Annotated in this window: 14 protein-coding genes; 5 read left to right on the top strand and 9 right to left on the bottom strand. The window is 69.7% G+C overall.

What is annotated here, in order from left to right:
* Positions 1-23: 23 nt before the first annotated feature.
* Positions 24-659 (bottom strand): TetR/AcrR family transcriptional regulator, encoded by a 636-nt coding sequence (locus tag RZO50_RS01875; protein ID WP_322598008.1) that lies wholly within the window; start codon positions 657-659, stop codon positions 24-26.
* Between the two features lie 166 nt (positions 660-825).
* Here RZO50_RS01875 and RZO50_RS01870 point away from each other — a divergent pair, with 166 nt between their 5' ends.
* Positions 826-2,634 (top strand): sulfatase-like hydrolase/transferase, encoded by a 1,809-nt coding sequence (locus tag RZO50_RS01870; RefSeq protein WP_322598007.1) that lies wholly within the window; start codon positions 826-828, stop codon positions 2,632-2,634.
* Positions 2,635-2,673: 39 nt separating this feature from the next.
* Complete coding sequence (locus tag RZO50_RS01865; RefSeq protein WP_322598006.1) at positions 2,674-4,047, top strand: MFS transporter; 1,374 nt, start codon at positions 2,674-2,676, stop codon at positions 4,045-4,047.
* A 24-nt stretch (positions 4,048-4,071) separates the two neighbouring features.
* Here RZO50_RS01865 and RZO50_RS01860 read toward each other — a convergent pair whose 3' ends face one another.
* On the bottom strand, positions 4,072-4,944 hold the full coding sequence (locus RZO50_RS01860) for an SDR family NAD(P)-dependent oxidoreductase (RefSeq protein ID WP_322598005.1): 873 nt from the start codon (positions 4,942-4,944) through the stop codon (positions 4,072-4,074).
* A 66-nt stretch (positions 4,945-5,010) separates the two neighbouring features.
* Positions 5,011-5,562 (bottom strand): TetR/AcrR family transcriptional regulator, encoded by a 552-nt coding sequence (locus tag RZO50_RS01855; RefSeq protein WP_322598004.1) that lies wholly within the window; start codon positions 5,560-5,562, stop codon positions 5,011-5,013.
* A gap of 72 nt (positions 5,563-5,634) precedes the next feature.
* On the opposite strand from RZO50_RS01855, the gene RZO50_RS01850 reads away from it, so the two are divergent.
* Complete coding sequence (locus tag RZO50_RS01850) at positions 5,635-5,991, top strand: DsrE family protein (RefSeq protein WP_322598003.1); 357 nt, start codon at positions 5,635-5,637, stop codon at positions 5,989-5,991.
* Positions 5,992-6,049: 58 nt separating this feature from the next.
* On the opposite strand, the gene RZO50_RS01845 is transcribed toward RZO50_RS01850, so the two are convergent.
* Positions 6,050-6,985 carry an ROK family protein gene (locus RZO50_RS01845; RefSeq protein WP_322598002.1) on the bottom strand — a complete coding sequence of 312 codons (936 nt, stop codon included), beginning with the start codon at positions 6,983-6,985 and terminating at the stop codon, positions 6,050-6,052.
* Positions 6,986-7,045: 60 nt separating this feature from the next.
* Between RZO50_RS01845 and RZO50_RS01840 the strand changes: the two genes are divergently transcribed.
* The gene (locus RZO50_RS01840; protein ID WP_322598001.1) at positions 7,046-8,260 is read left to right on the top strand and encodes an FAD-dependent oxidoreductase; all 1,215 of its coding nucleotides are present in this window, start codon (positions 7,046-7,048) and stop codon (positions 8,258-8,260) included.
* A 93-nt stretch (positions 8,261-8,353) separates the two neighbouring features.
* Here the strand turns inward: RZO50_RS01840 and RZO50_RS01835 are convergent, their stop codons facing one another.
* From RZO50_RS01835 to RZO50_RS01820, 4 genes are all read right to left on the bottom strand, one after another.
* A complete protein-coding gene (locus RZO50_RS01835; protein WP_322598000.1) occupies positions 8,354-8,752 on the bottom strand; it encodes a PPOX class F420-dependent oxidoreductase in 399 nt (132 codons plus the stop codon).
* Positions 8,753-8,762: 10 nt separating this feature from the next.
* Positions 8,763-9,593, bottom strand: a complete 831-nt coding sequence (locus tag RZO50_RS01830) for an oxidoreductase (RefSeq protein WP_322597999.1) — start codon at positions 9,591-9,593, stop codon at positions 8,763-8,765.
* Between the two features lie 23 nt (positions 9,594-9,616).
* The gene (locus RZO50_RS01825) at positions 9,617-10,042 is read right to left on the bottom strand and encodes a GIY-YIG nuclease family protein (protein ID WP_322597998.1); all 426 of its coding nucleotides are present in this window, start codon (positions 10,040-10,042) and stop codon (positions 9,617-9,619) included.
* 101 nt (positions 10,043-10,143) lie between these two features.
* Entirely contained in the window at positions 10,144-10,599 is a 456-nt protein-coding gene (locus RZO50_RS01820) for an SRPBCC family protein (RefSeq protein ID WP_322597997.1), read from the bottom strand.
* 219 nt (positions 10,600-10,818) lie between these two features.
* Between RZO50_RS01820 and RZO50_RS01815 the strand changes: the two genes are divergently transcribed.
* Positions 10,819-10,974, top strand: coding sequence for a hypothetical protein (locus tag RZO50_RS01815; RefSeq protein WP_322597996.1), 156 nt, complete (start codon positions 10,819-10,821; stop codon positions 10,972-10,974).
* 32 nt (positions 10,975-11,006) lie between these two features.
* Here RZO50_RS01815 and RZO50_RS01810 read toward each other — a convergent pair whose 3' ends face one another.
* Positions 11,007-12,242 carry an MFS transporter gene (locus RZO50_RS01810; RefSeq protein ID WP_322597995.1) on the bottom strand — a complete coding sequence of 412 codons (1,236 nt, stop codon included), beginning with the start codon at positions 12,240-12,242 and terminating at the stop codon, positions 11,007-11,009.
* Between the last annotated feature and the right edge of the window lie 204 nt (positions 12,243-12,446).

The raw sequence follows: 12,446 nt of genomic DNA, 5'->3' as shown, positions 1-12,446 counted from the left end.
GTGGGGCGGATGCGCCGCGGCGATCAGTAGCCGTGCGGGATGCCGACCGCTCCCGATTCACCGGTGTCGTCGGTGCGCAGGTACGGGCGGAGGATTCCGAGGAAGGCCTCGATCGAATCGGCGCGGTCGAAAGCCCCGGGTGACAGCAGCGCCTGGGTGCGCAGGCCGTCGGCCAGGGCGATGACCCATCGGGCGAGGGTCTCCGCGTGGATCCCCTCCGGGAGCTTGTCGGGGTCGACGATCGAGGCGACCTCCGTGGTGACGTCGGAGACCAGCAGGTCGTAGCGCTCGACGAACCAGTCGTGAGCGGGGTGGCCCTCGCTGATGCTCTCCGCCGAAAGGAGGGCGAACAGCTGCACGAGCTGCGGGTTGGCGTCGTTGTGTCGAAGTGCCTCGGCGAAGGCCTGCAGGAAGTCGGCCCCGTGCGGCCCGGGCCCCTCGCTCGCGCGGTCGCGCTCTTGGAGCACCGCGAGCAGCAGCGCGCGTTTGGTGGGGAAGTGGTGGAGCAGACCCGCCTGCGACAGTCCCGACTCCTTGGCGACATCGGCGATGCTCACGGCGTTGTAGCCGCGCTGCGAGAAGAGATCGGTCGCGACGGCGAGCACGGATCGACGCCGTTCGTCACCGTGGGGCCGGGTCTTCCGTGCGGGCGTGCTCATAACCCCTCCACTCTAGAGCGGCGCGCAGATCGATTCCGAGGCCTCCCTTGCCAAACTAACCGACCACCCGGTAGGTTAGGCGCACCACGAGACGTCCGGACGCATCCGGAAGACATCGATGTCAGGGCATCGCCGAGATGCCGCCACGAAGGGGAGGTGCTCGCTGATGAAGGCGATCATGGTGATGTTCGACAGCCTCAACCGCCGGATGCTGCCGCCCTACGGCGCGCTCGGCATGCACGCGCCGAATTTCGAGCGCCTCGCCCGCCGCGCCGTGACCTTCGACACCAGCTACGGCGGCTCGATGCCCTGCATGCCCGCCCGTCGGGAGATGCACACCGCACGCCACAACTTCCTGCACCGCTCGTGGGGGCCGCTCGAGCCCTTCGATGACTCGGCGATCGCGATGCTCGGCGGGGCCGGCGTCCACACCCACCTCGCGACCGACCATCAGCACTACTGGGAGGACGGCGGGGCGACGTACCACACCCGCTACTCGACCTTCGAGCTGTTCCGCGGCCAGGAAGGCGACCCGTGGAAGGGGCAGATCGCCGACCCCGACATCCCCGCATCGCACGGTATGGCCGCGCAGATGAAGCAGAAGCTGTGGCGGCAGGACTGGGTCAACCGCGCCCACCTGAGCGACGAGGCCGATCACCCGCAGACGCGCACGTTCGAGGCGGGCCTGGAGTTCCTGCAGACCAACGCCGGCGAGGACGGCTGGTTCTTGCAGATCGAGACCTTCGACCCGCACGAGCCGTTCTTCAGCTACGAGCAGTACAAGCGGCTGTATCCGCACGACTACGACGGGCCGCACTTCGACTGGCCCGACTATGCGAAGGTCACCGAGGACGACGCCACCGTCGAGCACGCGCGCGCCGAATACGCCGCGCTGTTGTCGATGTGCGACGCATCACTCGGGCGCGTACTCGATGCGATGGACGCCCACGGCCTGTGGGAGGACACGCTCCTGATCGTCAACACCGACCACGGGTTCATGCTCGGCGAACACGGCTGGTGGGGCAAGAACGTGCAGCCCTGGTACGACGAGACCATCCACACACCCCTGTTCGTCTGGGATCCGCGTCGTCCCGAGACCGCCGGCGAACGCCGCGAGCAGCTCGCCCGCACGATCGACGTCGGCCCCACCCTGTTGGACTGGTTCGGGCTGCAGCCGACCGAGCGCATGCAGGGGCAGTCGCTCCTCCCGGTCATCGAGGAGGATGCGCAGGCGCCGGCTGAGCACGCACTGTTCGGCGTCTTCGGCGGGCACGCCTGCATCACCGACGGTCGGTACGTGTACATGCGGGCATCCGTGACACCGCAGAACGGGCCGTTGTTCGAGCACACGCTCATGCCGACCCACATGAACGGCTTCTTCAGCGCGCAGGAGATGGTCGGTGTGGAGCTGGTCGACCCGCTGCCGTTCACGAAGGGCATGAAGGTGTTGCGCACGCCGGCCGCCGGCTTCATCACGCCGTTCATGTTCGGCACGCAGCTGTTCGATCTGGCGACCGACCCCGACCAGGCGAGTCCGCTCGACGACGCGGACCTCGAGCTGCGGATGGCGACCGCGTTGCGCGACGAACTGCGGAACCACGACGCGCCCGCCAGCCAGTTCGAGCGGTTGGGCCTGCCGGCCAGCGGCCCCCTCGACGAGAGCCACCTCCTCGTCGCCGCCCAGTGGCCACAGCTGCAGAACTCCCTCGCCCCGGCCGCCACGAGCGCCGACTTCGGTGAGGGGGGCGAGGTCCTCGACGTGCCGCTGCGCGAGCTGCTCACCCGGCCCGCCGCGGTCGAGGTCTTCCGCGGCCTCGCGCCGATGCTCACCGGTGGACCGATGGCCGGCTATCTCGGTGGGCTGTCGCTGATCCAGATCGCATCGGTCGCCGTGGGCCTCCTGCCCCGGCCGCTGCTGGCGGCCCTCGCCTCCCACCTCACCGCGGCCACCGCGGGTGAGCCCATCTTGTCCTGACCCGACCCGTCCCCTCACACTGACACGAAGGAGTGCCACATGACCCATTCACCCGTCACCGTCGCCGCGGCGGTGCAGAAGGGCAAGACCGACGGCCCTGCGGTGCCTCGCCGCAAGACCAACCTCGTCGTCCTCGGCGGCTCGATGGTGATCGACGGCGGTGAGGGCAGTGTCGTCCAGACCCTGTTCCCCGTCATCCAGGCGGCCCTGGGGCTGGCCACGAGCGCGCTCGGCATCCTCGCGGCGTCGGCGCGCCTGGTCGGGGCGATCGCCGGTCCGCTGTGGGTCTATCTCGCCCGCAAGCTCGGCCGCAAGCCGATCCTCGCGATCGCGACCGGCTTCTGGGGGGCCTGGGGCATCGCCGCCGGCTTCGCACAGGACTTCGTGCAGCTGGTCGTTCTCTACACCGTGATGGCCGCGGGCACCGCAGCAGCCCACGCCATCGTGCCGACGGTCATCGCCGACTCATTCGAAGACCGAAAGCGCGGTCGCGTCGTCGGCGTGCTCTACGGCGGTACTGCGGCGGCCGCGAGCGTGCTCGCACCGCTCATCGGCCAGCTCGCCAACATTGAAGACGGCTGGCGGTACGGCTTCTTCGCCTTCGGGGCGATCAACATGCTGTTCGGCCTGTTGATCGTCATCTTCTACAAGGACCCGGGTGAGGGCGCCTCCGAAGCCCAGCTCGGTTCGTTCACCCAGGCCGAGCGGGACGCGGCAGAGACGAAGATCACGTGGGCCAAGGTGGTCGGTCTCCTGCGCATCCCGAGCTATGTGATCCTGCTCGGCAGTCGCCTGCTCTCCAGCCACCTCCTGCTGGCCGCGTTCGGCGTGGTGCTGCTCGTGCAGGAATACGGATTCGACACCGCGCTGGCGGCGACGATCATGGCACCTTTCGGGCTCGGATACCTCGCGGGAACCTTCGTCGGCGGTCTTACCGCGGACTGGGCGAACAAGCTCAGTGTCAACTACGGACGTGTCGCCTTCCTGCAGTTCGCGCAGGTGCTGTTCGCGGTCATCGCTTTCTTCGCCACCCAGTTCGACTACGGCTCGATCGCTCCCTTCCTGGCACTGTTCGCGCTCGTCGGATTGGCGCAGGGGCTGAACCCCGGTGTCAACCGACCCCTGGTGATGTCGGTCGTGCCGCCGGAGCTGCGCGGCGCCGCGTTCGCGATCTTCGTCTCGGTCATCGAGTCGATCGGCTTCGCGATATACACGCTGGTCGGGGGATTCCTCGCCGATGAGATCGGATTGAAGGCGGTGATGTTCTGGCTGGTCGTGGTCATCATGCTCGTGAACGCCCTCTTCCTCACGCTGCTGTACCGCCCGTACAAGCACGACCGCCTGACGCTGCAGGCCGAGCTGGACTCCCGTCGCGACGCGATCCTCGCGGCGGAGCGCGCCGAGAAGGGCTGACCCGCCACACGGGATACCGCCGCCTCACCCCTCGGGGTGGGGCGGCGCTGTCGTTCCGTCGCCGCGCGTGCGGCCGGTGAAGTGGTCCATCGACGCGTAGACGCGGAAGACGGGTCCGGCCACGGCGTCCCACAGCCGTGTCGGCAGCAGTCCGCGCAACGCCATCGCAAGCTTCACCGTCCAGGGGCGCAGCACGATCGGGGTTCCCCGACGCATGCCGTTCCACGCGGCTCGCGTGGCGCGTTCGGGGGTGAGGATCGGCGTGAGCAGCGGTCCGCGGGCACCTTCGAACATGCCGGTGGAGACGAAGCTCGGGCAGAAGGTCGTCACGGCGATGTGACGGTGCCCGGCCGCGGCGAGTTCGAGTCGCACCGACTCGCTCCAGCCGATCATCGCCCACTTCGATGCGGCGTACACGCTCATGCGCGGGTTCGCGAGGGTGCCGGCCGCGGAGGCGACGTTGAGGATGCGCTTCGGCCGCGAATCGTCGGCCAGCATGGCGGGCAGCGCCTCGCGGGTGAGCCACATCGCGGCGAGGGTGTTGATGCGCAGCGTCGCCTCGATGTCTCGCTCGGGGTCGTGCTCCCAGAACGGCGCGCCGCGCACGATGCCGGCGTTGTTGACGACGATGTCGGGGGCGCCGAGGTCGGCCGTGGTGCGCTCGTAGTGGGCGCGGATGTCCTCGTATCGCGACACGTCGACGCGGTAGGCGAGCACATCCGCTCCTGACCGGGAGAGCTCCGCGGCCAGCGCTTCTGCCCGCTCGGCGTCGATGTCCCACAGCGCCACGGCCCGAGCTCCGCCCGCGATCGCACGTCGTGCGTAGAGCTCACCCATCCCGCGGGCGCCCCCGGTGATCAACACGACCGCCCCGGTCACCGCATCCGCTGCGCTCATCGGTCCTCCTCGACTCGTCGCCACCAGCCTATGCGGGGCTCCTCGCGCGTGCGCGTTTCGATCCGATCAGGCTGCGAGCAGACGCGCAGCCGCGTGGCCGGCGTGCACGACCGGGTCCGCCGTGCCGGTGGCCTTGGCGGCGATGATCGCACCGTCGTAGATCATCGCGATGGTCTCGGCGACGTCGGCATCTGCGGTGATGTCGGTGAGGTGAGCGACGACAGCGTCATGGTGCTCGCGGACCACCGCCATCGCGGCGCGGTTGCCGGGAACCTCCACCGCCGCCTTCGCGAACGGGCAGCCATCGAAGCGGCCCGCCTCGATATCGGTGGCGAGGGTGTCGAAGATGATCGCCACGCGCTTCGCGGGCGTCGCGCCGGAGGGGTCGTGAGCCGCGAGGGAGGCTCGGGTGGCCTCGAGTTTGGCGCGGAGGTACGCGACGACCAGCTCGTCTTTGCTGCGGAAGTTGTTGTAGAGGGTTGCCTTGGTCACGCCGGCCTTCGCCGCGAGGGCTTCGACCCCGGTCGTGTTGATGCCCTCGTCGTAGAACAGTTCGGCTGCGGCGGCGAGCAGGCGTGTGCGGGCCGTGCCGCGCGCCGGGGGCGTCGTGTCGGGCATGGATTTGATTATACCGATCGGTCCAGTTAGCGTGTCGTTATACCGACCGGTATGGCAAATAAGGAGCATTTCATGGCTGAGAACAAGATCGCCGTCGTCATCTACGAGCCCATCTCGGGCGACATGGCCCGTGTCTACCGCGGGCTGAAGACCGCCGCCGAGTTCAAGGCGGCCGGCGACGACGTGACCGTCGTCTTCGACGGGTCCGGTGTCGAGTCGCTCGCCGCCATCAGTGAGGCGGGTCACCCGATGAACGCGCTCATCGAGTCGCTGCGCGATGATGTGCGCGGTGCATGCTCGTACTGCGCGGGAGCACACAAGGTGAAGGACGACATCAGCGCCGCGGGGTGGGGCCTTCGCGACGAGGCCGGCGGCGAGCTCAGCATCCGCGCGCTCGCCGCTGAGGGGCGTCAGATCCTCAACTACTGAACGCGACGAGGAGAGGGGGTCGGCGTGAGCCGACCCCCTCTCGCGCTCGACGTGCCGATCAGGGCGTCGCGAGGCATGCCGCGCCCACGAGTGGCGCGTCGCCTCCGAGCTCGGCACGCACGACCTCGGTCACGTGCGAGGCAGGAAGGACCGCGGCCGCCCGCGCGGCATCCTGCACCAGCTGCACATAGTCGTCGCTGACGAACGAGAAGCCGCCGCCGATCACATAGCGGCGCACATCCAGCAGCGCACCCATGCTCGCGATCCCCTGCCCGACCGCCGTGGCCGAGCGGACGATCGCCGCGCGGGCGAGGCCGTCACCGGCCGCCGCGTCGCGGGAGAGATCCTCGCCGGTCTCGCCGGTCCACCCCTGCGCCTGTGCCCAGCGCACCGACGCAGGGCCCGAGGCGATCTCCTCGACCGTGTCCTCCCGGGCACTGTCGACCGGAGCCGTCGCGCTCAGGCGCAGCTGCCCGACGTGCCCGGCGTTGCCGCTGTCTCCCGGCACGACGTCGCCGTTCAGGACGATCCCGCCCCCGACGCCGGTCGACACGACCATCGACACGCTGCTGGCCACGTCGCGAGCCGCTCCGTGTCGTGCTTCGGCGAGGGCGATGCACGTCCCGTCGAGGGCGAGGGTCACCGGCACGTCTTCCCCGAGGACCTCCCTCAGCGTCTCGGAGACGACCGCGGCGAGCGGGAAGTCGGCTACCGGCAGGTTGAGGGGTGAGATGGTCCCGGCATGACGGTCCACGGGGCCGGCGCTGCCGATGCCCGCTCCGTCGATGCGCGCAGCGGCGGGGCGCGAGGCCAGGGTGCGACGCACCACGTCCTCCACCGCCGCGGTCAGCGCGGCGGCGTCGGCGGCACGTCCCGTCGGCGTGCGGTGGCGGGTGCCCGCGAGCACCGTGCCCCCGCGGACCAGGGCCGCTTCGACCTTCGTCCCGCCCAGGTCGACGGCGAGGGTGCATGGCCAGGATGTCGTTTCGCTCACCCGTCGATCGTAGTGAGGACCAGGGTGTCGACGGTTCGGACCCCGCGCTACCGTGGCGGCATGGTCGTGCGGACGGACGTGTGCCTGGTCGGGGGTGGGCCGGCAGGGGTCATGCTCGGGCTCTTGCTGGCGCGTGAGGGAGTGGATGTCGTCGTGCTGGAGAAGCACGACGACTTCTTCCGCGACTTCCGGGGTGACACCGTCCACCCGTCGACGATGAACCTCATCGACGACCTCGGGCTCCGTGAGGCCTTCGACGCCATCCCGCACAAGCCGCTGTCGCGGCTGGACGCGGTCGTGAACGGCATCCGCATCCACGCGATCGACTTCACCACGCTGCCGAAGCCGAATCGCTTTCTCACCCTCATGCCGCAGTGGGATCTGCTGGCGATGCTCGCCGAGGCCGGCCGTGCGTCCCCGTCCTTCGACCTGCGTATGGGGGTGGAGGTGACCGGGGTGCGCCGATCGGAAGACGGCCGCGTCACGGGGGTGCATGCGCAGACCGCCCAGGGGCCGGTCGAGATCGAGGCGGGCCTCACCGTCGCCGCCGACGGGCGTGCATCGACCGTGCGCGACGCCGTCGGGCTGCGTCCACGCGAAGACGGCGTGCCCGCCGATGTGGCGTGGTTCCGCCTGCCAGAGCCCGAAACCCCCTTGCCGGACACCCTGGCGTGGATCACGACGGAGACGATGCTGGTCACCTTCCCGAGACCGGGATATCTGCAGAGCGGGATGCTCATCCCCAAGGACTCCTTCGACGCGTATCGCGCCGAGGGCATCGACGCCTTCCGCGACCGTGTCGCGCGCGCGGTGCCTCGGCTGGCCGGCTCCGTCCGAACCCTGGAGTCGTTCGACGACGTCAAACTGCTCTCGGTGCAGATCAACCGGCTCGAACAGTGGCACGCGCCCGGAGTCCTGTTCATCGGCGACGCCGCCCACGCCATGTCGCCCGCCTTCGGCGTCGGCATCAACTACGCCGTCCAGGACGCGGTCGCGGCCGCGCGTGCCCTGCTGCCTGCGCTGCGCTCCGGCGCCGATGTCGTCGTCGACCGTGCATCGGCCGCGGTCCAGCGGCGGCGTGAACGGCCGACGGCGATGATGCAGCGCATCCAGCGCGCCGTGCACGCCCGCATCGCGACCGGGCGGGGCCTCGAGGTCCTGCAGAATCCACCGACCCTCCGCCAGCGTGCCGTCCTCAGCATCGCCCTGCCGCTGCTGCGTCCGGTGGTCGCCCGCGTCGTCGGGTACGGATTCCGCCCCGAGCGGCTGCGCTGACCGGCCGAACGCCCGGGAGACACCCGGACGCCGCGAGACATCGCGCCATTGGTCGCGGCGTTCGGGGTTCGTCGAACGTGGGCGGGGATCGCCTCAGCCGGTGAAGAGCGAGGCGGAGCCGAGCACGCGATCCGGTGTGAGTCGGATCACCACCCGCTGCGGGTTCGGGCGAGGGGTGCGGTAGCGCTCGCCGTACAGTCGCTCGGCGAGCGCGATCGCCTCCGCGTCCCGCTCGATGACGGCGTGCCCGGCGATCGACATCCACTGCGGGCCGGCGACCTGGCCGACGCTCGCGCGCGCGTCGCGCTCGATGTTGCGTACCTTCTGGCTGCCGTCGCTCGTGATGATCCGCACGTCGCCGTCGTGGACGGTGTAGCCGACGGCGACGACGTGGATACCGCCGTCCTTGGCCATCGTCGACAGTGTCGCAAGGTGGTACTCGGCGAGGAAGGCCCGGCCGTCGGGTGAGAGGGCGCCGAGAGAGTGCGTCATCGTCCGCCCCTCACGCCAGCCGTGAGAGGATCGCGTCCATCATCCGGTCCGGCAGCAGCCGGCGCAGCCCGACGATCGCCTTCGCGGAGAACGGTACGGCGTAGCGGGTGCGTGGACGACCGGTCGTCACCGCGTGCACGATCGTCTGCGCGACCTCTTCCGGCGACGCCGACATCGGGCCCTCATCGACGCGGGTGTAGTTCGCGTGCATCCGCGACGCCTGTTCGGCGTACGCGCCCTGGCCGGAGCGCTCCAAAAGGCTCTCGCGGGAGATCGTGTTCCATTCGGTGCGGATGGGGCCGGGCTGGACGATGACCACGTCGATGCCGTGCGGAGCGAGTTCGAGCCGCAGCGAATCGCTGAGACCCTCCACGGCGAACTTCGTCGAGTGGTACCAGCTGCCGAGCGGCTCGTAGATGCGTGCGCCGATCGAGGAGATGTTCACGATGCGCCCTCGACCCAGCTCGCGCATGATCGGCAGCACGAGCTGCGTGAGACGTGCCAGGCCGAAGACGTTCACCTCGAACTGGCGGCGGGCCTCGTCGATCGGCACGTCCTCGAGCGATCCGTAGGAGCCGTACCCGGCGTTGTTGACCAGCACGTCGATGCGACCGCGCTCCGCGACGATCCGCTCGACGGCTGCCGTCATGGAGGAATCGTCGGTCACGTCCAGCTCGATCGCCGTGCCGCCGGCATCGGTGATCTGCTGCATCCGGTCCACGCGACGTGCGCCGCCGTACACCGCCCATCCCTTTTCGATGAGCGCGAGGGCGGCGGCCAGGCCGATGCCGGAAGAGGCGCCGGTGATGAGGGCGACGGGGGTGGGTGTGGTGGGGGCCATACGCCCAGTCCATCACGCCCCGGTCACCCCCGGGCCCGATAGGCGTCGCCGACCCACCGCGCGTAGCGTTGCCAGGGGTCGATGTCGCCGCGGACGGCCTCGATGAACCGCAGCAGGTCGGGGGTCGCAGAAAACCACTCGCCGCCTTCGCGGAGGTGGGCGTACTGCCGGTGACGCTCGCGTTCGCGGGTGCGATCGCCGGGTTCGAACGCCAGCACCCGCTCGTGTCTGATGGCCGCCAGACGCTGTCGGGGTGCGGACGATGTGCCGATCTTCACCCGCGCATCGAACAGCAGGTAGTAGACCACGTCGATGCGCGGCGGTGGAAGCCCGTCGTCGGGCGCGTCGCCGTAGCGCCAGCCGCACACCGAACAGAGCCATCCGTCGTCGCGCCGGGCACCGGTGGCGCACCCGCAGAGTCTGCACGGACCCGGCATCGCAGCATCCATCCGCGCAGCGTACGCGAGGGGTGCGACACCGGGACCGTGCCCGACGCGGGCGTCGGCCCGCGAAGTCGTCGGGTCGATGGGCCTTCAGCCGGCCCGGCCGATCAACGCGGCACGTCGCCGCGCCATCCGCCGGACTCCGAGCCGGCCGATTCGATGAACTCCTTGAAGTTCTGCAGATCCTTCTTCACGGCATGGGAGCCGACCCCGACCAGATCGCCGATCTTCTCGACGGCGCCCTGCGGTTCCCAGTCGAGCTGCACGCTGACCCGCGAGGTCGTGTCCGTGAGCTTGTGGAACGTCACGACACCCGCGTGGTCGGCCTCGCCGCCCGTGCTGTTCCAGGCCACGCGCTCGTCGGGGTGCTGTTCGGTGATCTCGGCATCGAACTCGCGCCGCTGCCCGGCCACCTCGACGACCCAGTGGGTGTGGGTGTCGCCACTCTGCGTGATCGACTCCACTTCGTCGAGGAACTGGGGGAAGGTCTCGAACTGCGTCCACTGGTTGTAGGCGACCGAGACGGGAACATCCACGTCGACGGTCTCGATGATCTGGGCCATGAGTGTCCTTTCGTTCGTCGGGATCACGACGCTAGGTGTGTGCCACGGGGGCGCCGAGGGGCTTGCCCCACCCGGATGCCGGTGCTAGAAGCCCTCGGTCGCGTCGCGGCGTCGCGGTGCCGCCGCTCAGCGGGACTAACGGACGCGACCTTCGAGGGCAAGGGGGTGCCTCGGGATGCGGCACGTGCGAGAGCCTTCCCTCAGACGAAAGGAGTGCCGATGAGCATCCCCGACCAGACCCCCGGCGACATCGAACAGATCCCGACGGACGATCTTCCCGACGACCTTCCGCAGCCCGAGACCCAGGGCGAGGATCCCGTGGTCGCCGAGCTCGGCGAGGAAGGCGAGGGGGACCTTTCTCCCGGCGACCTCTGACCTCGCCTCGCGGACGATGCCTGATCGGCGACTCAGCGGACGCGCGAGCCCAGGCTGTCGGCGAGCCCGGCGCCGAGGACGATGGCGGCCGCCACCAGCGGCGTCCACAGCGCGGGCGCCGCACCGGCTGTCTCCGCCAGTGCGCCGACCAGGGCCGAGGCTCCGGACTGTCCGACGATGACGCCCGATCCCAGCATCGTCATCACCGTCGCCGAACGGCCGCGCGGGGAGCGCGCGGCGGCGAGCGTGTACATGGTCACGAGCGCCGGTCCGATACCCGTGCCCACCACGAGCAGTGTCACGACCATCCCGGGAATCGACGTGACGAGGGGCAACGCGACGGAGCCGACGCTGAGGATGACGCCGAAGACGATCCATCGCGACGACAGTGTGAATCGCGCCGGGAACAGCGCGACCGACAGTGCCAAGATCGCCGATCCCAGGCCCATCGCGCCATAGACGAGCCCGGCCTGTTCCGGTGCCCCGCGTTCGCCCATGAAGGCCGTCAGGGCGGTGAGGGCTGTGCCGAAGAACAGACCCATGCCGAACGTGCCGACCATGGGAAGAATCACGCCGACGCGGAAGAGTTCGCGTGCCGGAGCCCGTGTGGGGCCGTCGCCGTCGCCGGCGGGTGCCGCTTTCGCTGTGGGGTGCAGGGCGAAGGCGCTCACGAAGACGAGGGCGAGGATCGCCGCGCCGATCACGGGCGCGGTGGGGCTGAGGGTGGTGGCGAGGAGGCCGACGACGACCGGGCCGAAGACGAAGGCCATCTCGTCGGCTGCGGACTCGTAGGCCATCGTGCCGTTGAGGACCTTCGCCGCGCGGGGCCGCGAATAGACGCGGTTGATGATGCCGACGAGGCGACTGCGAGACAGCGGCGCGACTTGGGGTGTGGACGCGCCGATGAGGAAGGCGATGACCAGCAGGGTCGAATCCGGCGCGGGAGAGAAGGCCAGCCACGCCATCAGCGCCAGGAGCCCGCTGTTGACGAGCCCGGCGATGAGCAGCACGGGCCGCTGGCCGAATTTGTCGGCCGCCGCTCCCAGCAAGGGGCCGATCAGGGCCGTGCCGAGCCCGGTGAGGGCGGAGGTCGCACCGCCCAGGGCGAGGGAATCGCGGGCGGCGACCACCAGGGTCAAGACGCCGACGACCATCATGGCGAAGGGGAGACGTGCGACCAAGGCGATCGGGAAGTAGCCCGCGCCGGTCTGTCGTATCAGTGACGCCGGCTTCTGCGCCGGCGTCTCGGGGGTGACGCTCGAATACATCTTTCCTGTGTTCCTGCCACGGCCGGATGCCGTGGATGTGCGCCGCGGTCTGCGACGACTCGTGCCGCCTTGGCAGGCCGCGGGCCGCCAGGTAGATACACATCGGGGATGTCGGCCCCACTGTACCCGGCGCCGCTGAGCGCGGCCTGGGCGGCGATCGACGCTCGTCCTCCCCGGTGAACAGTGGGTTTCGCGCATGGTGTT

Source organism: Microbacterium xanthum (assembly GCF_034531355.1).
GTDB lineage: Bacteria > Actinomycetota > Actinomycetes > Actinomycetales > Microbacteriaceae > Microbacterium > Microbacterium xanthum.
Note: the sequence above shows the minus strand (reverse complement) of the source record. Positions and strands in the feature narration are given on the sequence as shown.